Here is a 16,424-nt window from a genome sequence, read left to right on the forward strand (position 1 = left end):
GACACGGCAAAGCATCGGGTCCGGCCGGATTGAGGAAAAAAGAGTAGTGTTTTCGCGAATTGCAGGGGCAGTTCTGCGTGCAGCGTTTGTGGTGTTGCTTGTTGCAACTCCGTCAATGCTGTTACCGGGCACCCATTCAGACACCACCCAAATCGTCGCCCTTGTGGCGCTGATCGCGGCTGTCTTTACGTTTGTGGAATACAATTCGGACTACCCCAGCTTGGTCGAATTCCGTGATGCACCTCCGTTCAACCGTATCCGATTCATCGCACTGTTCCTGAGCGTGTTCTTCATCACGTTGATCGCACGCGGAAAGTTCGAACAAACCACGCTGACACTGTTTATTTCGGCTGTCGGGCAACGCCTGTCAGAGATGATCGACTTCCCCTACTCGCCTGTCCGCTTGATGGTTCTGATGCTACCCCAAGACGCCGATCTGGACCTAATCCAGTCGCTACGCACCGCTGCGGGCATCTCCTACCTTGTTTCCATCGTCTCCTTGGCGAGCTTTGTTCTCGCCCTGCGCATGAACCAATGGCCGTCGCGCACAAGTGGCTTCAACGTATGGACCAACATGCCGACGTTCGACCCGACGGCAGGTGGGGACATTGTGGAACGCCTTCAACGCGATGGCCAAGTTAACATTATCTTTGGATTTCTCCTGCCATTTGTCCTTCCGGCCTTCGTAAAGCTGGCGTCGGACTTTATTGACCCGATCAGCTTAGCAGAGCCGCACACGTTGATTTGGACGGTTTCGGCATGGGCGTTCTTACCTGCGTCACTCCTAATGCGCGGGATCGCGATGGGGCGCGTGGCACAACTGATCGAAGACAAACGTCGTCGCACCTTGTCCGACGATTCCTTGCAGCTTGCCTGATTTCCATCGGTGTATCGCCCGTTTGGGCGGACACCATTCGTATCGCAACCTATGCAGCGCCCCTGTCCAGAAATGGACCGGGGCTTTTGCTTGCCGACATCCTGAATGAAACACCTGAGATCGTGCAGGTTTCCGCGCGAATCGAAGCGTTGGCCGCCGATGTCCTTCTGTTGACTGATATCGATTACGACCGCGACCTACGCGCGCTGAACGCATTCAATGATCGCCTGACAGCCCCCTACCCTCATATTTTTGCACTGAGACCTAACAGCGGCATGCAAACGGGCTTCGATGTCGATCAAAATGGACGGTTCGGTGAAGCGCGTGATGCCATGGGCTATGGGCGGTTCAGCGGCGACGGAGGAATGACTATTCTGTCGAACTTCCCCATCGGAACCGTCACCGACTATAGCGATGCGCTTTGGGCGGACCTTCCGCGGACGCTCATGGCCAAAGATGATCCTCTTCGAGGCGTCCAGCGGCTATCGAGCGTAGGACACTGGCAGGTCCAGATTTTGACGCCCAACCGTCCCCTAACTCTCCTAGCGTTTTCAGCCACTCCGCCCGTTTTCGATGGGCCTGAAGATCGAAATGGGCGGCGAAACGCGGATGAAATTCGCTTTTGGCGGAACGTTCTGGACGGCGACTTTGGTCCTCCGCCCGACGACTTCGTCATATTAGGCATCGCCAACCTTGACCCCGACCGAGGGGAAGGACGACGTGAGGCCATAATTAGTTTGTTGAAAGACCCACGGATCCAAGACCCACTACCCGACCAGCCCACAGCGTATTGGCCCGATCCCATCGGCGCGTTACGCGTCGATTACGTCCTGCCGTCCGCCACTCTGACAATTCAAAACGCAGGAATCGAGGACACACCTATCGGACCGCATCGCCCCGTTTGGGTAGATGTTTTATCAGCGCCATAAACCCCTTGGTTTCTTGACCCTTGGGCAGCAAACAGATAGGCCATCCCAGACCTTTTCAGACAAGGAAGTACGAGATGTCTAACCCCTCGATCCTGATCCTCGCCGGCGACGGTATTGGCCCTGAAGTAATGGGCGAAGTTAAGAAGATCATCACTTGGTACGGCGATAAGCGCGACCTCGCTTTTGACGTAAGCGAAGACCTCGTTGGTGGCTGCGCCTACGACAAATACGGCACCCCGCTGCACGACGATACAATGGCCAAAGCGCAAGATGTTGACGCTGTTCTGCTCGGCGCTGTTGGCGGTCCGCAGTACGACAACCTCGACTTCTCGGTGAAGCCAGAGCGCGGCCTTCTGCGCCTTCGCAAAGAAATGGACCTGTTCTCGAACCTGCGTCCGGCCCAGTGCTTTGACGCGCTTGCAGACTTCTCGTCGCTGAAAAAAGACGTCGTTGCTGGCCTCGACATCATGATCGTACGCGAACTGACCTCGGGCATCTATTTCGGTGAGCCGCGCGGCATCATCGAAGAAGGCAACGAGCGTGTTGGCATCAACACCCAGCGTTACACCGAATCCGAAATCGCACGCGTTGCACGTTCGGCATTCGAACTGGCACGTAAACGCGGCAACAAGGTATGCTCGATGGAGAAGGCCAACGTTATGGAATCGGGCATCCTGTGGCGTCAGGTTGTGACCGAAGTTCACGATGCTGAATATCCAGACGTCGAACTGTCCCACATGTACGCAGACGCTGGCGCAATGCAGCTCTGCCGCTGGCCCAAACAGTTCGACGTGATCGTAACCGACAACCTGTTCGGCGACCTTCTGTCGGATGCGGCTGCTATGCTAACCGGTTCGCTCGGCATGCTGCCGTCCGCATCGCTCGGCGCTCCGATGGCGAATGGCCGTCCAAAAGCACTCTACGAACCGGTGCACGGCTCTGCGCCGGACATCGCTGGCCAAGGCAAAGCAAACCCGATCGCCTGTATCCTGTCGTTCGCAATGGCTCTGCGCTACTCCTTCGACCAAGGCGCCGAAGCTGACCGTCTGGAACAGGCTGTTGAGAAGGTTCTGGCGGACGGCGTTCGCACTGCAGACCTGCTCGGCCCTGAAGGTGGCGTTCCTGTTTCCACTTCGGAAATGGGTGACAAGATCATCGCGGCACTCGACGCGTCGCTCTAATAGCGATCTAAATTTTAGGAAGCGGGCGTTCATTCGAGCGCCCGTTTTCTTTTGCCTGAAGTCAGGAGTTTATCACTTGCACCACGCCAAAACCCGCTCCATAGCTGGGTTAGCGCAAACGGAGGCACCATGGCGGAATACGCAAAGAGCAACGTAAAAGGGGCGTTTTATGCCTTGGGCGCGATGGGTATCTACGCAACCCACGACGTCGTTGTGAAGTATCTGGGCGAAGCGGGCTTTGGCGCGTTCCAGATCATTTTCTTTGCGGCCTTGCTGAGCTTCCCCTTGGTCACGATCATCCTGATGCGCGACACTGAGGCTGATAACCTCATCCCGCGTCACCCATACTGGATGGCCCTGCGGATGGCGTGCATGGTGAATACGGGGGTTTGCGCCTTCTACGCCTTCACCGTGCTCGAATTGGCGCAGACCTACGCAATCCTCTTTGCCTCACCGTTGTTGATCACCATTCTGGCGATCCCGCTGTTGGGCGAAAAGGTAGGCATTCATCGTTGGCTGGCCGTAATCGTCGGTTTGATCGGGGTCATCATCGTGCTGCGCCCTGGCAGTTCTGAGCTGTCACTGGGTCATTTCGCAGCGATGTTTGCTGCGGTGACCAACGCCGTTGTAGCGATCATCTCGCGCAAGATTGGGGCGGAAGAACGCTCTGTCGTCATGTTGATGTATCCGATGCTGGGCAACTTCGCGGCGATGGCGATTGCTATGCCGTTTGTCTACCAACCAATGGAGATCGAGCATCTGGGCATGACCGGCATTATCGCGCTCTTCGGTCTGGTCGCATCGTTCCTCTTTATTCAGGCCTATCGCTCTGGTGAGGCTGCGATCGTCGCACCGATGCAATATAGTCAGATCATTTGGGCGACAGTTTATGGATACTTTCTGTTCGGTGAGAAACTCGATGCGCCTACGGTCATCGGTGCATCGATCATCATCGCCTCTGGTATCTACATCGTTTTACGCGAAACTCGTGGCGCATCGAACACCAAACCAGTGTCCCAAACCCGCCTTCGGAGCGAAACTGTTACCTCTCCTCGGGTCTCCGTTTTGATGCGTATTCTCAAGGTCAAACAGGGCGGAAATTCCTAAGCGAATTGGGCTCCAAGGGCCTTGCAAATCCCCTATGGAAACTGTAACCCGCACTCCACGGTCGGAGCGTAGCGCAGCCTGGTAGCGCACCTGCTTCGGGAGCAGGGGGTCGGAGGTTCGAATCCTCTCGCTCCGACCAATTACGAAGAAGGCGCCGCTTTGGCGCCTTTTTTGTTGTCTGTTCTTCAGCTCAATCAATCTGCCGGATGATCGTCGTAATCAGTCCGCAAAATCCGGGCTGCATCACCGTCGGGATCTTCGTATTGTTTGGACCGCATCGTCCAGAAAAACCCAAATAGACCGACGGCACCCAAGCACAGCGATACAGGAATGAGGAGTGACAGAACTTCCATATTACTTGGTCCGTAGTGCGTTGACTGAAACGATAATCGACGAGGACGACATAGCAATTGCCGCTGCAAGAGGTGTTGCAAAGCCCATAAAGGCAATCGGCACTGCGATCATATTATAGACCGCCGCAACCGCAAAGTTCTCAAGGATTCGAGATCGAGCCGATTTAGCGGTTTTGATGCCATCCATGATCCGAGAAAGGTTCCAGCTCACCAGAACCATATCTGCGGCGACCCGAGTAGCCTCTAGCGCCGAAGCTGGTGCGATCGACACATGAGCAAGAGCCAGCGCGCCAACGTCGTTCAAACCGTCACCAACCATCAGGACCCGTTTACCCTGCGCCGCTTTCTCACGCAGAACCTCGGCCTTGTCTTGCGGCAATACGCCCGCCTGCCAATCGGTGATCAACAGTTCATCTGCGAGCTTGGACACGGCAGCGGTCGTGTCGCCCGACAACAAGGTCACTGGCATTCCCATCGCCTTGAGACCCGCAATCAACTCCGCTGCCCCATCACGCAGCGCGTCTTCGAATTGAAGCGCAAAGATTTGACCGTCGATATCGAGGATTGTAGCGCTCTCACCCTCAACCCCAATCCATTCGGCGCGTCCCAAACGCACCGTCCGACCATCGAGTAGACCTTGAACCCCCATGCCTGGCTGCTCAGTTATATCGGCCACCGTCACGGCCGGCAGATCAAGGTCCCGCCCCGCAGCAACAATCGCCTTTGACCGCGGGTGGCCCGACCCTTGGGCCAATGCAGACGCGATCGCATGCACTTGAGGGTCCAGTTTGGTAATGAGCTGAGGCGTCCCTTTTGTCAGCGTCCCTGTCTTGTCGAACACCACTTCATCAATCTCAGCAAGGCGTTCGAGCGCGGTCGCGTGTTTGACCAAAAGCCCCGCTTTGAACAAACGTCCCGATGCCACAGTCGAGACGGCAGGGACAGCGAGACCCAACGCACAAGGGCAAGTGATAATCAGAACCGCGACCGCGATATTCATAGCATGCCGCACGTCCCCGCCCGTTATCCACAGCCAGAAAACGAACGCTGCGAACGCAAGAATATGGACGAGTGGCGCGTAAATACGGGCCGCACGGTCAGCCAAGGAATTGTATTTAGACTTCGCCTGCTCTGCCATCGACACAAGGTCAGCCAGCGCATGCAGCAACGTGTTCTCACCAACAGCTGTGGCCCGAATTTGCAGTGCGCCTGTTAGATTGACCTCGCCCGCCTTCACCTCGGTGCCGACACTGACCGCAACGGGATCCGTTTCACCCGTGAGGAATGCGCGGTCTAGTTCGGATGCACCGCCGACCACTTCACCATCGACAGGCACACGCCCCCCCGGCTGAACGAGCAGAAGGTCGCCAACAGAAACGGCTTTGAGGGATACGGTTTCCGCGCCGTTCTCACCAATCCGTAGGGCGGTCGGTGCTTCCATTGCAGCGAGCTCGGTTGCGGCGGATCGCGCAACGCTTCGCATTTTTTGATCTAGATAGCGACCAGCCAGCAAGAAGAACGTCAACGACAACGCCGCATCGAAATACGCATGGTCACCATGGCTGATCGTTTCAAACAATGACATGCCAGCCGCGAGCAAAATCGCCAACGTGATTGGAACGTCCATATTCAGGTGCGCTACCTTTAGCGCGCGCCATGCACTTGTGTAAAATGGCCGCGCAGAAAACACGATGGTCGGCAGCGCGATCAAGGCCGACAGCCAATGGAACAAATCGCGTGTTGCGTCCGTTGCCCCCGACCACACGGCGACCGACAGCAACATCACGTTCATCATCGAGAAGCCAGCCACGCCCAACCGCATGGCCAGATCACGCGCCGAACGGTCCGCCTCGCCCACTGAGAGCGTCGCGCTGTCCAGCGGAGTTGCCTCGTACCCAAGGCCCGCGATGAACGCGACAACGTCTTCGTCGCTTGTGGTCGCGGGCACCCGCACGGTTGCCCGTTTGCGGGTCAAGTTTACCCGCGCATCCTCGATCTCTTCCCGAGCGAGAAGACCGCGTTCAACCGTCTGAATACAGGCCGCGCAGTGAATCGTCGGAAGAGACAAATGCAATTCGCGGCTACCTTCGGTCGCGTCTTTAGCGGCACGACGGATGGCGATTGGAGTTGCCACACAGGCGGGGCAAGCAGCAACTCCGGGATATTCAGCGGTGCTCATGATTAACTTCCGAACTTCACCTGAAGCCTTTGATGAAAATTGGTGCCATCAGCGGCGACGGCTTTGAGACGGAAGTCCCAATTCCCCGGCGCAGTGTGGATCGGTGCACGATAAACGCGCCCATCGAACACAAACTCTGGCGTTTGGTCATCACGCACGTTGGTCGGGCGGCCAAAGATGCCGCCGATTTGTGCGTCGCCGACAGGTTGTCCATCAGCGCCAATTAGCTCAAGGATCAACTCATCACCCTCCACCCGCGCCTCAGCCGTCCAACCCAATGCGATCTGCTCTGCCCGTTCGCGATCGAACTCTTGGCTCGCGACGTATGAGTTTTTCACTTCAAGACCGGGGAACGTCCGAATTGCGCTGAAAGCCATGACCAAGTTGACAGCAATAATAACCACAAAGAAGGACGCAAAGATTGCAAAGAACTTTGGGCCTGTGATTGGGGCCTTAAAGATACCGAGCATCAGTTGTTCCTTCCGTTAAAGATCGTATCGACAGACGCACGTTCCTGATTGGTCAGATCGGTGACCCAGAACGTGAACGGCACACGCTCGGACGAGGCGGCCTCGCTGCCTGCTGGAGCTTCAACATAGACACGAACGTTTTTCATTTCATCAGCATTCACGGTGATGATGGTGCCCTCAGAGCCCTCAACATCCAAGTTAAGTTCAGAACCATTGTTCAGAGCCAACCCAAATGGACGTGCTTCACCGTGTTTGTTGCGGAGGCGAACCTCATAAACGTTACGGATGGTGCCATCAGACTTCACGATAAAGGTCGGGTTACGCACAGGCGATACCGTCATATCGATATCCGAACGAATGAACAGCGCGAATACAAGTGCAAAGCCAACGATCGACCACAGCGCGGTGTAGAGGATTGTGCGTGGACGCAGGATATGCTTCAGCACCGGGATCGTTGGTTTGCCCTGCGTCTCGGATTCTTCGTCCTTGAGAGCGAGATAGTCGACCAGACCACGCGGTTTACCGATCTTATCCATCATCTCGTCGCAGGCGTCGATACACAGACCACAGGTGATACATTCCATCTGCTGACCGTTGCGGATGTCGATCCCCATCGGACACACGTTCACGCAAGCCATACAATCAATGCAGTCACCCTGATTAGCATCTACAGCCTGTTTTTTGAGTTTGCCGCGAGGCTCGCCACGCCAATGACGATAGCCGATGGTGATGGTATCTTCGTCCATCATTGCGGCTTGAATACGTGGCCACGGGCAAGCGTAGATACAAACTTGTTCACGCGCGATGCCGCCAAAGAAGAAGGTCGTCGCGGTCAAAATGAACACAGTGGTATAGGCAATCGGGTGCGCAGAACCGTTTACCAAGTTAACAAGAAGCGTCGGCGCATCGGTGAAATAGAACACCCAAGCACCACCTGTTGCGAGCGCGATAAGCGCCCAAAGCACCCACTTCGTCAGACGCAGGCGCGCTTTGTTCACGCTCCATTTTGCATTCCAAAGACGGACACGGGCGTTGCGGTCGCCCTCAACCCAACGTTCAACAAGGATGAACAGGTCGGTCCAGACGGTTTGCGGGCAAGCATATCCACACCAAACCCGCCCCAACGCAGAGGTAAAAAGAAACAGACCAAGGCCTGCCATAATCAGCAAGCCAGCCACGAAATAAAACTCGTGCGGCCAAATTTCGATCCAGAAGAAGAAGAAGCGACGGCTAGCAAGGTCAACGAGAACCGCCTGATCTGGCAGTTCCGGTCCACGGTCCCAGCGAATCCATGGGGTCAGGTAATAGATCCCCAAGGTTACGATCATGATCAGCCACTTAAGATTACGGAATTTCCCCTTAACACGACGCGGAAATACAGGTTCGCGGGCGGCGTAAAGTTGTTCTGGGGCCTCAGGAGAAGACATAATTAAATCCTAATATGGCTGTTCGCATTGTCCCCTTTTGGAACGAGAGCATTCAAGTCGCTTTGACTCAGATCAACAGTAATTGTCACACGAGCGATTCAGGATTAAATTTTTCGTAATTTGCAAAAGAAAACACCCTCGGCGGTGGAACCAGCCGAGGGTGTGGCCCTCTCGCCAGAGGGAAGTCATCGGTCAGGCGTCATGCGCGAACAGGGGGCTAGACCGATGGATTTCGACGCGGCGGCTGCAACACCGCGTCGAAAATTCTTTTACTGACCGCCACCAAGCTGGTGAACGTAAGCGGCAACTGCATTGATTTCAGCAGCCGACAGGCCAGAGCCAGGACGGAACTCTTCGGACCACGCAGGCATGACACCTGCGCGACCTTTGACAAGGGTTTCAGTGATCGCTGCTTCATCACCGCCGTAGAGCCAAATGGCATCTGTGAGGTTCAGAGCACCAGTCATTTCACCATCAGGGTAAAGTGCGGTCGGATCCTCGTATTCACGAGTAGCGGCAAGGCTGCCCATACCTGCGTCACCGTGGCACGATGCGCAGTTGTCGAGGAATAGGGTTTCGCCTTCAGCAGCCAAAGCTGCGTCGTGCTCTTGGCCCGAGATACCGCGAACGTATGCAACAACCGCACTGGTTTCTTCGCCAGAGAAAACGTCTGCGAAGGACGGCATCACACCGCCGTAACCACGAGCCGAGAACGACTGTTCGTTACGGATACCGTTGGTCACAGTGTATGCGATCTCGTCGATACGGCCGCCCCAGATCCAGTCGTCGTCGATGAGAGCTGGGTAGCCCTTGGCACCAGCTGCACCCGAACCGTGACACTGAGAGCAGTTCGCTTTGAAGACAGCCGAACCCATGTTCACAGCAAAGCCGTGCAGGTTTTCGTCGTCTTTCAGAGCGGCCAGATCAACAGTCTCCAGCGCGGCGACCATATCAGCGTTTGCTGCATCAACCGCTGCCATCTCGTTCGCAACCCGTGCGCGGGTCGAGAAACCGAGGTAACCGGCAGTTGCTTCTTTTAGACCCGGCCAAGCAGGGTAAGCGACGGTGTACCAGATACCCCATGCGATCGTTGCATAGAACACCCAGACCCACCAACGCGGAAGCGGGTTGTTGTACTCTTCGATGCCATCCCAGGAATGGCCGGTCGTTTCGACCTCTTTTTTATCATTACGCGTGCTCATGTCCGAGCCTCCAGATCAACGTTTGTGTCAGGTGCAGGGGCATCTTCGTGCCGAAACAACACGCTTGCCGCTTCGTTGTGGACCGTCCGGCTACCCGGACGGAAAGCGAAAACAATCGCACCCACAAAGAAGACAAACATCGCCAATAGCACCCAGCTGTCTGCGATTTCGCGGAAAATGTGATAGTTCATCTCACAGTCTCCTTAGCGGCTCGCATCAGGTTCAAAGGTGGAGAAATCAACCAGAGTGCCAAGCATCTGGAGATAGGCGATCAATGCGTCCATCTCGGTCAGCTCGGGTTGGCCGTCGAAGTTTGCGACGACTGCACCTGGATAGCGCTCTACCAGACCATCCCAATCGCCATCCGGATTGACTTGAACTTCAAAGTCAGCGGTAGCGCTTGCGATCATTTCTTCGGTGTAAGGAACACCAACAACCGCGTGGGTGGACATGAGGTCAGCGATATAGGTCGGCTCCAACTCACGATTCAGCAGGAAGCTGTATTTCGGCATAACCGATTCAGGCACAACCGACTGCGGGCTCACGAGGTGATCCACATGCCATTCGTTCGAGTAACGACCGCCAACACGTGCAAGGTCAGGACCTGTACGCTTGGAGCCCCACTGGAACGGGTGGTCATACTGCGATTCCGCTGCCAGCGAGTAGTGGCCGTAACGTTCGACCTCATCGCGCATCGGGCGGATCATCTGCGAGTGGCAGACATAGCAGCCTTCACGGATGTAGATTTCACGACCCGCCAACTCCAGCGGGGAGTAGGGGCGCATGCCCTCTACGTCCTCGATGGTGTTCTCCAGATAGAAGAGCGGAGCGATTTCTACGATCCCGCCGATGGTAACTACACCAAGTGCACCGACCAGAAGCAGGGTGGCGTTCTTTTCCAGAACCTTGTGTTTATCAAGGATACCCATTTCCCGATCTCCTTATTCTGCAGCGGCGACAGCAGCGGCATCAGGCACGCGCTTGCTGAATGCTGTCATCCACAGGTTGTAGGCCATGATGAGTGCGCCAGCGAGGTAGAGAATGCCACCTGTGCCACGCAGCACATACATCGGGAATTTCGCAGCAACGGTGTCAGCGAAGGAGTTCACAAGGAAGCCGTTCGCATCAACTTCGCGCCACATCAGGCCTTCCATGATGCCGGTTACCCACATCGACGCGGCGTAGAGAACGATGCCGATCGTTGCGAGCCAGAAGTGCCAGCTCACCATGCGGAGGCTATAGAGCGATGCACGGCCCCACAGACGTGGTGTCAGGAAGTACAGAGCACCAAATGTGATCATGCCGTTCCAGCCAAGAGCGCCAGAGTGAACGTGACCGATGGTCCAGTCAGTGTAGTGCGACAATGCGTTTACTGCGCGGATCGACATCATCGGGCCTTCGAAAGTCGACATACCGTAGAAGCCGATGGAGATAACCATCATGCGGATGATCGGGTCAGTGCGCAGTTTATCCCATGCACCAGACAGGGTCATCAGACCGTTGATCATACCACCCCACGACGGCATCCACAGCACGATCGAGAACACCATACCAAGGGTCGAAGCCCAGTCAGGCAGAGCGGTGTAGTGGAGGTGGTGCGGACCAGCCCAGATGTACAGGAAGATAAGCGCCCAGAAGTGGATGATCGACAGTTTATAGGAATAAACGGGACGTTCAGCCTGTTTTGGTACGAAGTAGTACATCATGCCGAGGAAGCCGGCGGTCAGGAAGAAGCCCACAGCGTTGTGGCCATACCACCACTGTGTCATCGCGTCTTGAACGCCAGACATCACTTGAACCGAACGCGAACCAAAGATCGACACTGGAACAACGAGGTTGTTCACAATGTGAAGCATCGCGATGGTGACGATGAACGACAGGAAGAACCAGTTCGCAACGTAGATGTGCGGCTCTTTGCGTTTGATGATCGTTCCGAGGAAGACCAGCAGGTATGCGACCCAAACGACAGTCAACCAAAGGTCAACGTACCATTCCGGCTCTGCGTATTCTTTCGACTGGGTTGCGCCCATCAGGTAGCCAGTTGCGGCCAGAACGATGAACAGGTTGTAACCCCAGAACACGAACCACGCAAGGTTGCCGCCCCAGAGACGAGCAGCCGAAGTGCGCTGAACGATGTAGAACGATGTCGCGATCAGCGCGTTACCACCAAATGCGAAAATAACTGCAGAGGTGTGCAGCGGACGCAGGCGACCGAAGTTGCCGAAGCCCTGTAAAAATTCAAAGTTAAGCGCAGGGAACGCAAGCTGGAACGCAATAAACGTCCCCACCAAGAAGCCAGCAAGGCCCCAGAAGGTGGTCGCGATGACCCCATACCGCACGACGCCGTCCATGTAGCCGGTCTCGGGTGCAGATTTTGGTTCGCCGGCGCGACGCACCGACCAAATAAAGAGGCCGGCAGCGACGGCCATCACGATCAACGCATGGACCTGATAAGCCAGGTCGCGCGCGAAGTTCGCGGCAACTGCGGCGGCAAGGGCGACAACCCCCAACACCACTATTTTAATCCAATCCCACATATCAAACGTTCCCTTCTTCTGCCTGCGTGGATTCGTTTCGCAGGACTTTTGCTCTGGTTGGGGTTTCCCACCCATCCGGCTCAACTGCCTTGATCCATGTCAAGTTATCGTGAGCCTTCTTTTGCTACCCAATACAGGTCCAAACGTGCCGATAGAGCATGACCATCACGGGAGTATGAAATGCCTTACAAGACCATTTCGGTCGTTATAACTGATAGCGCGGCTGACTTAGACGCGCTGGTGACAGCTCATACGATCGCGAGCCGGTTAGACGCGCATCTAGACGTACATTGTGTTGGCATTGACCCCGCACGCTACGACCCAATGCCTGGCGGCACTTCTGCCATCATGGTCGAAACCGGCCTCGCCGAAGCCCGCGCCCGCGCTGAAAGCCTTGAAAAATGGGCGCTTGAGCATCTACCTGGCGAAAAGGGCGCGCTTTCAACGCAAGCGGTCGTTATTCCTCAGATGGGTCTGGACACACTGGTTGCGCGTCTTGCCCGCTACTCTGATCTTATCGTTGCCTCGAAGCCCTACGGCAAAAACCGCGGCCCACTTCAGGTCAATGTCCTCGAAGCCGAACTCTTTGGTACTGGCGCACCTGTTCTCGTGGTGCCCGAAACGGGTCCTGTAGGTGTTGAACCTTTTAATCGCGTTGCGATTGCGTGGAACGAAAGCAGCGAAAGTTTTGCTGCGATCCGCGCCGCCATTCCGATTCTCGCTGCAGCTGATCAGGTCGATATCGTAATGATCGATCCGCCAAGCCATTCTCCTGAACGGTCCGATCCGGGGGGTGCAATCTGCATGATGCTGTCTCGTCACGGAATTCGGGCTGAAGTATCGATCCTCGCCCGCACAATGCCACGTGTTTCTGATGTCATGATGCGGTTCGCGACCGAGCATGGCTGCGATTTGATCGTGATGGGCGCCTATGGCCACTCCCGTTTCCGCGAATCAATCTTGGGAGGAGCAACGCGCGACCTCCTTGAGCGGACGGAAGTCCCACTTTTGATGTCACATTAAAGACGAAAAAGGCGGCCCGTGGCCGCCTCTTTTATGGGATCATCCCACCATCCATGTCGTCGCCCGTTTCGAGCAACAAGGCCTGAAAATCGTCGACACGAATGCGCCGTTTTCCATCTAGATGAATAATACCCTCGCGTTTCAGCGCGGAAATCTGACGGCTCACAGTTTCGAGTGTTAGACCCAAATAGTCCGCCATCGCCTCCCGCGTGAGCGGCAGATTTATATTAATCTGACCTGACAATGAAGACATTCCAATCACAGATTCACGCCGTGCAATGATTGCCAAAAGGCTCGCGATTTTCTCGCGTGCAGTCTTGCGACCCAAGATCAGCATCCATTCACGCGCCGCGTCCAATTCGTCCAGCGTCATATCTAGAAGGCGTTCCGCGACGTGCGGCGTCGTCATCAAAAGCTGTTCGAATGGCTTGCGGCGGAAACAGCAGAGCGTCACATCGCTCACTGCGATTACGTCATAGGGCGAATGTCCACGACCCGGACGACCGATAAAATCGGACGGCAACAACAGTCCAACCATCTGGGTCCGACCATCCTCAAGTGTCTGGCTCAGACTCGCCACGCCCCGCACGACCGACGCCACAAACGTCAGTTCATCACCGGCCCACGCGATCGACTGACCGGCCTCGTAGTTCCGATAGTATTTGATCAACTCCAGTGCTTCGAGTTCGTCTGAATCGCATTTGGCACATACGGCCCGATGACGAATTGGACATTCTTGGCACTGAATATCGAGCGAGATTTGACTCATCGCAAAAACAATCCTGGTTCGCGCAGTTATTAAGGAACGACTATAACCCATTTTTTGGAGGGATACACAATGGAAACCCGTAGCAGATTGCGGGAATTGGGACTCTTTGACGCTCGCGCGCCACGATATACGAGCTACCCGCCTGCCAATCACTTTAACGGGAATGTCTCTCCCGACACGACCGCGCAATGGTTGCAGGCCGTTCCTTCGGGCGAACGGGTTTCGTTGTATTTACACATCCCGTACTGCCGACGCCTGTGTTGGTTCTGCGCATGCCGCACACAAGGGACAAGCACGGACCGTCCGTTGGTTCCCTATTTGAAATTGTTGGAAAAAGAACTGGCGTTGATCGATGCACACCTGCCAAAGGATGTGCTGATCAGTCAAATCCACTTAGGCGGCGGCACACCGACGTTGCTCCCTCCTGATTTGATCCTCGAACTCGGCGAAGCGGTAAACTCCTTCCGCCCAATGGCCGATGATCTTCAATTCTCGGTAGAGATTGATCCGACGGAGGTCGACCAAGCCCGCATCGACGCCTTGGTTAAAATCGGTATGACTCGTGCGTCAATTGGCGTTCAGGATTTTGATCCAGCTGTCCAAGACGCGATAGGCCGTCAGCAAACATTTGATCAAACGCGTGATGTGGTCACGATGCTTCGTGATGCAGGCATTAAATCGGTGAATATGGACATCCTATATGGCCTACCGCACCAAACCCGCGAACGGATGGCGGACTCTGTTCAGCGGGTTCTGTCATTATCGCCCGATCGAGTTGCGCTCTACGGTTACGCCCACGTTCCGTGGATGGCTAAGCGTCAAGTCATGATCCCCGCAGAGGCTCTCCCGGACGCGGAAACACGTCTCGACCTGTTCGACATCGCCCGCGATTTGTTCATGTGGGACGGCTACCAAGAGATCGGCATCGACCACTACGCCCGCCCCGAAGATAGCCTTGCAACGGCAGACAAAGCGGGGACGATGCATCGCAACTTCCAAGGCTACACGGACGATACTGCAAAGGTCTTGATCGGTTTGGGCGCGTCGGCAATTTCGAAGTATCCGCAAGGGTTCGCGCAAAATATTTCGACCTCTTCGAAATACGCTGTTGCGATTGAAAGTGGGCAGCTGGCAACGGCGCGTGGTCACACCATGAGCGACGATGACACTTTGCGCAGCGATATGATTGAAAAGTTGATGTGCAGCTTTGAACTCGATTTCGCTGAAATTGCCGCGGAACATGGCCTGCCGCTTTCAACCATTCAAAAGATGGTCCAGCCGATGATCGATCAGTTCCACGACCAAATGATCGTCAAAAACAACGTTATCCGCCTGAACGAACATGCGCGCCTGATCGCGCGCCTGTGCGCTCAAAAGATCGACGCGTATCAGATGCCAGAAGGGCGGCACAGTCGCGCCCTTTGACCTGTTCGATTTTGCCAGCTAATGATGTCCTTGATTTGATCAAATTGAGGACATCATGGCATTTGATCCCCAACCTACTCGCTCTGGCTACGGTTATTCTATTTCCCCGATGACCGAAGCTGATCGCGATGCCCTCTACCATGCTGCGGCGGATCCTGTGACTTGGGCAGGGCACCCCGCCAGCGACCGCTACAAGCGCGAGGTCTTTGATCAATATTTTGATAGCCTTGTGGCGAGCAAGGAAACGGTCATTCTCCGCACAGAAGAAGGGGAAGTCATCGGCTGTTCTCGTTACTATCCCGCCCCCGATGTGCCTAGCAGCATTTCCATCGGCTATACCTTTATCGACTGCAAGTATTGGGGTGGCGCGACCAATCGGGCGTTCAAGCGGCTGATGCTGGAATATGCTTTCGAAACCTTCGACGAAGTTTGGTTGCATATTGCGCCATCAAATATCCGCTCCCAAAAAGCGAGCGTGAAAATCGGTGCGAGGTGGCGCTATGACGCTGATCTCTCTTTAGGTGGCGGCGCCGTGCAACCGTGGAAATGCTACACGGTCTCTCAGGCTGACTGGAACGCGGCTTTGCCGTCGGGAAACAGCTAAAAATGCGTCTCGGCATCATCGTCCTGATTTTGGCCTACGGAATGAGCCAGTTCTTCCGAGCTTTCATGGCGGTTCTGGCACCGACCTTAACCGCCGAAACTGGCGCAACCGTCGAGCAGCTCGCCACAGCGTCTGGCGTTTGGTTTCTGACATTTGCAGCAATGCAAATCCCGATCGGCGAAGCGCTCGACCGTATTGGACCAAAACTGACTGCCGCCGTCGTGTTTGCAGTTGGAGGTGCTGGAGGCGCCGCATTGTTTTCGATGGCGACTGCACCGTGGCACATCACGGTTGCGATGGGTCTCATCGGGATCGGCTGCGCTCCAGTCCTGATGGCCTCA

The 16,424-nt window shown here is 55.5% G+C and carries 17 protein-coding genes and 1 tRNA gene; 9 read left to right on the plus strand and 9 right to left on the minus strand.

Annotated features, from left to right (window positions below; genetic code table 11):
* Window positions 1–115: 115 nt before the first annotated feature.
* The 5 genes from AC1QQ2_RS08175 (at window position 116) to AC1QQ2_RS08195 (ending at window position 4,233) form a co-directional block, all read left to right on the plus strand.
* Entirely contained in the window at window positions 116–877 is a 762-nt protein-coding gene (locus tag AC1QQ2_RS08175; protein WP_479712775.1) for a hypothetical protein, read from the plus strand.
* On the plus strand, window positions 760–1,806 hold the full coding sequence (locus AC1QQ2_RS08180) for an endonuclease/exonuclease/phosphatase family protein (protein WP_479712776.1): 1,047 nt from the start codon (window positions 760–762) through the stop codon (window positions 1,804–1,806). The genes AC1QQ2_RS08175 and AC1QQ2_RS08180 overlap by 118 nt, the downstream gene beginning before the upstream one ends.
* Before the next feature lie 74 nt (window positions 1,807–1,880).
* Entirely contained in the window at window positions 1,881–2,987 is a 1,107-nt protein-coding gene (leuB, locus tag AC1QQ2_RS08185) for a 3-isopropylmalate dehydrogenase (RefSeq protein WP_105236001.1), read from the plus strand.
* Between the two features lie 129 nt (window positions 2,988–3,116).
* Window positions 3,117–4,094, plus strand: a complete 978-nt coding sequence (locus AC1QQ2_RS08190) for a DMT family transporter (protein ID WP_067547256.1) — start codon at window positions 3,117–3,119, stop codon at window positions 4,092–4,094.
* 62 nt (window positions 4,095–4,156) lie between these two features.
* Window positions 4,157–4,233: transfer RNA gene (locus AC1QQ2_RS08195), tRNA-Pro, on the plus strand.
* A gap of 55 nt (window positions 4,234–4,288) precedes the next feature.
* On the opposite strand, the gene ccoS is transcribed toward AC1QQ2_RS08195, so the two are convergent.
* The 8 genes from ccoS to ccoN all read right to left on the minus strand — a co-directional run bounded on the left by ccoS (window position 4,289) and on the right by ccoN (window position 12,262).
* A complete protein-coding gene (gene ccoS, locus AC1QQ2_RS08200) occupies window positions 4,289–4,447 on the minus strand; it encodes a cbb3-type cytochrome oxidase assembly protein CcoS (RefSeq protein WP_067547259.1) in 159 nt (52 codons plus the stop codon).
* Between the two features lies 1 nt (window position 4,448).
* Window positions 4,449–6,626 (minus strand): heavy metal translocating P-type ATPase, encoded by a 2,178-nt coding sequence (locus AC1QQ2_RS08205; protein WP_479712777.1) that lies wholly within the window; start codon window positions 6,624–6,626, stop codon window positions 4,449–4,451.
* A 2-nt stretch (window positions 6,627–6,628) separates the two neighbouring features.
* Window positions 6,629–7,096 (minus strand): FixH family protein, encoded by a 468-nt coding sequence (locus AC1QQ2_RS08210; RefSeq protein ID WP_479712778.1) that lies wholly within the window; start codon window positions 7,094–7,096, stop codon window positions 6,629–6,631.
* Window positions 7,096–8,523: a cytochrome c oxidase accessory protein CcoG gene (ccoG, locus tag AC1QQ2_RS08215; RefSeq protein ID WP_105236004.1), complete on the minus strand. Its 1,428-nt coding sequence runs from the start codon at window positions 8,521–8,523 to the stop codon at window positions 7,096–7,098. The genes AC1QQ2_RS08210 and ccoG overlap by 1 nt, the downstream gene beginning before the upstream one ends.
* Window positions 8,524–8,792: 269 nt before the next feature.
* On the minus strand, window positions 8,793–9,725 hold the full coding sequence (gene ccoP, locus AC1QQ2_RS08220; RefSeq protein ID WP_249946771.1) for a cytochrome-c oxidase, cbb3-type subunit III: 933 nt from the start codon (window positions 9,723–9,725) through the stop codon (window positions 8,793–8,795).
* On the minus strand, window positions 9,722–9,916 hold the full coding sequence (locus tag AC1QQ2_RS08225; protein WP_067547275.1) for a CcoQ/FixQ family Cbb3-type cytochrome c oxidase assembly chaperone: 195 nt from the start codon (window positions 9,914–9,916) through the stop codon (window positions 9,722–9,724). The genes ccoP and AC1QQ2_RS08225 overlap by 4 nt, the downstream gene beginning before the upstream one ends.
* Window positions 9,917–9,928: 12 nt before the next feature.
* The gene (ccoO, locus tag AC1QQ2_RS08230; protein ID WP_105236007.1) at window positions 9,929–10,654 is read right to left on the minus strand and encodes a cytochrome-c oxidase, cbb3-type subunit II; all 726 of its coding nucleotides are present in this window, start codon (window positions 10,652–10,654) and stop codon (window positions 9,929–9,931) included.
* A gap of 12 nt (window positions 10,655–10,666) precedes the next feature.
* The gene (gene ccoN, locus AC1QQ2_RS08235) at window positions 10,667–12,262 is read right to left on the minus strand and encodes a cytochrome-c oxidase, cbb3-type subunit I (RefSeq protein ID WP_479712779.1); all 1,596 of its coding nucleotides are present in this window, start codon (window positions 12,260–12,262) and stop codon (window positions 10,667–10,669) included.
* Window positions 12,263–12,442: 180 nt separating this feature from the next.
* Between ccoN and AC1QQ2_RS08240 the strand changes: the two genes are divergently transcribed.
* Window positions 12,443–13,285: a universal stress protein gene (locus tag AC1QQ2_RS08240; protein WP_479712780.1), complete on the plus strand. Its 843-nt coding sequence runs from the start codon at window positions 12,443–12,445 to the stop codon at window positions 13,283–13,285.
* A gap of 31 nt (window positions 13,286–13,316) precedes the next feature.
* Here the strand turns inward: AC1QQ2_RS08240 and fnrL are convergent, their stop codons facing one another.
* Window positions 13,317–14,054 carry a transcriptional regulator FnrL gene (gene fnrL / locus AC1QQ2_RS08245; RefSeq protein WP_479712781.1) on the minus strand — a complete coding sequence of 246 codons (738 nt, stop codon included), beginning with the start codon at window positions 14,052–14,054 and terminating at the stop codon, window positions 13,317–13,319.
* A gap of 69 nt (window positions 14,055–14,123) precedes the next feature.
* On the opposite strand from fnrL, the gene hemN reads away from it, so the two are divergent.
* The 3 genes from hemN to AC1QQ2_RS08260 form a co-directional block, all read left to right on the plus strand.
* Entirely contained in the window at window positions 14,124–15,479 is a 1,356-nt protein-coding gene (gene hemN, locus AC1QQ2_RS08250; protein ID WP_479712782.1) for an oxygen-independent coproporphyrinogen III oxidase, read from the plus strand.
* A gap of 109 nt (window positions 15,480–15,588) precedes the next feature.
* The gene (locus tag AC1QQ2_RS08255; protein ID WP_479712783.1) at window positions 15,589–16,083 is read left to right on the plus strand and encodes a GNAT family N-acetyltransferase; all 495 of its coding nucleotides are present in this window, start codon (window positions 15,589–15,591) and stop codon (window positions 16,081–16,083) included.
* A 2-nt stretch (window positions 16,084–16,085) separates the two neighbouring features.
* Window positions 16,086–16,424 (plus strand): MFS transporter (locus AC1QQ2_RS08260; RefSeq protein WP_479712784.1); only part of this gene is annotated, 339 nt, incomplete at its 3' end.

It is taken from the genome of Aestuarium sp. (assembly GCF_023253315.1).
In the GTDB taxonomy this organism is placed as follows: Bacteria; Pseudomonadota; Alphaproteobacteria; order Rhodobacterales; family Rhodobacteraceae; genus Marivivens; species Marivivens donghaensis.

Bases quoted from the DNA above. Each gene is read 5' to 3' on its own strand.
- AC1QQ2_RS08175 (WP_479712775.1), top strand. From the start codon at position 116: ATGCTGTTACCGGGCACCCATTCAGACACCACCCAAATCGTCGCCCTT.
- AC1QQ2_RS08180 (WP_479712776.1), top strand. From the start codon at position 760: ATGGGCGTTCTTACCTGCGTCACTCCTAATGCGCGGGATCGCGATGGG.
- leuB (WP_105236001.1), top strand. From the start codon at position 1,881: ATGTCTAACCCCTCGATCCTGATCCTCGCCGGCGACGGTATTGGCCCT.
- AC1QQ2_RS08190 (WP_067547256.1), top strand. From the start codon at position 3,117: ATGGCGGAATACGCAAAGAGCAACGTAAAAGGGGCGTTTTATGCCTTG.
- ccoS (WP_067547259.1), bottom strand. From the start codon at position 4,447: ATGGAAGTTCTGTCACTCCTCATTCCTGTATCGCTGTGCTTGGGTGCC.
- AC1QQ2_RS08205 (WP_479712777.1), bottom strand. From the start codon at position 6,626: ATGAGCACCGCTGAATATCCCGGAGTTGCTGCTTGCCCCGCCTGTGTG.
- AC1QQ2_RS08210 (WP_479712778.1), bottom strand. From the start codon at position 7,096: ATGCTCGGTATCTTTAAGGCCCCAATCACAGGCCCAAAGTTCTTTGCA.
- ccoG (WP_105236004.1), bottom strand. From the start codon at position 8,523: ATGTCTTCTCCTGAGGCCCCAGAACAACTTTACGCCGCCCGCGAACCT.
- ccoP (WP_249946771.1), bottom strand. From the start codon at position 9,725: ATGAGCACGCGTAATGATAAAAAAGAGGTCGAAACGACCGGCCATTCC.
- AC1QQ2_RS08225 (WP_067547275.1), bottom strand. From the start codon at position 9,916: ATGAACTATCACATTTTCCGCGAAATCGCAGACAGCTGGGTGCTATTG.
- ccoO (WP_105236007.1), bottom strand. From the start codon at position 10,654: ATGGGTATCCTTGATAAACACAAGGTTCTGGAAAAGAACGCCACCCTG.
- ccoN (WP_479712779.1), bottom strand. From the start codon at position 12,262: ATGTGGGATTGGATTAAAATAGTGGTGTTGGGGGTTGTCGCCCTTGCC.
- AC1QQ2_RS08240 (WP_479712780.1), top strand. From the start codon at position 12,443: ATGCCTTACAAGACCATTTCGGTCGTTATAACTGATAGCGCGGCTGAC.
- fnrL (WP_479712781.1), bottom strand. From the start codon at position 14,054: ATGAGTCAAATCTCGCTCGATATTCAGTGCCAAGAATGTCCAATTCGT.
- hemN (WP_479712782.1), top strand. From the start codon at position 14,124: ATGGAAACCCGTAGCAGATTGCGGGAATTGGGACTCTTTGACGCTCGC.
- AC1QQ2_RS08255 (WP_479712783.1), top strand. From the start codon at position 15,589: ATGACCGAAGCTGATCGCGATGCCCTCTACCATGCTGCGGCGGATCCT.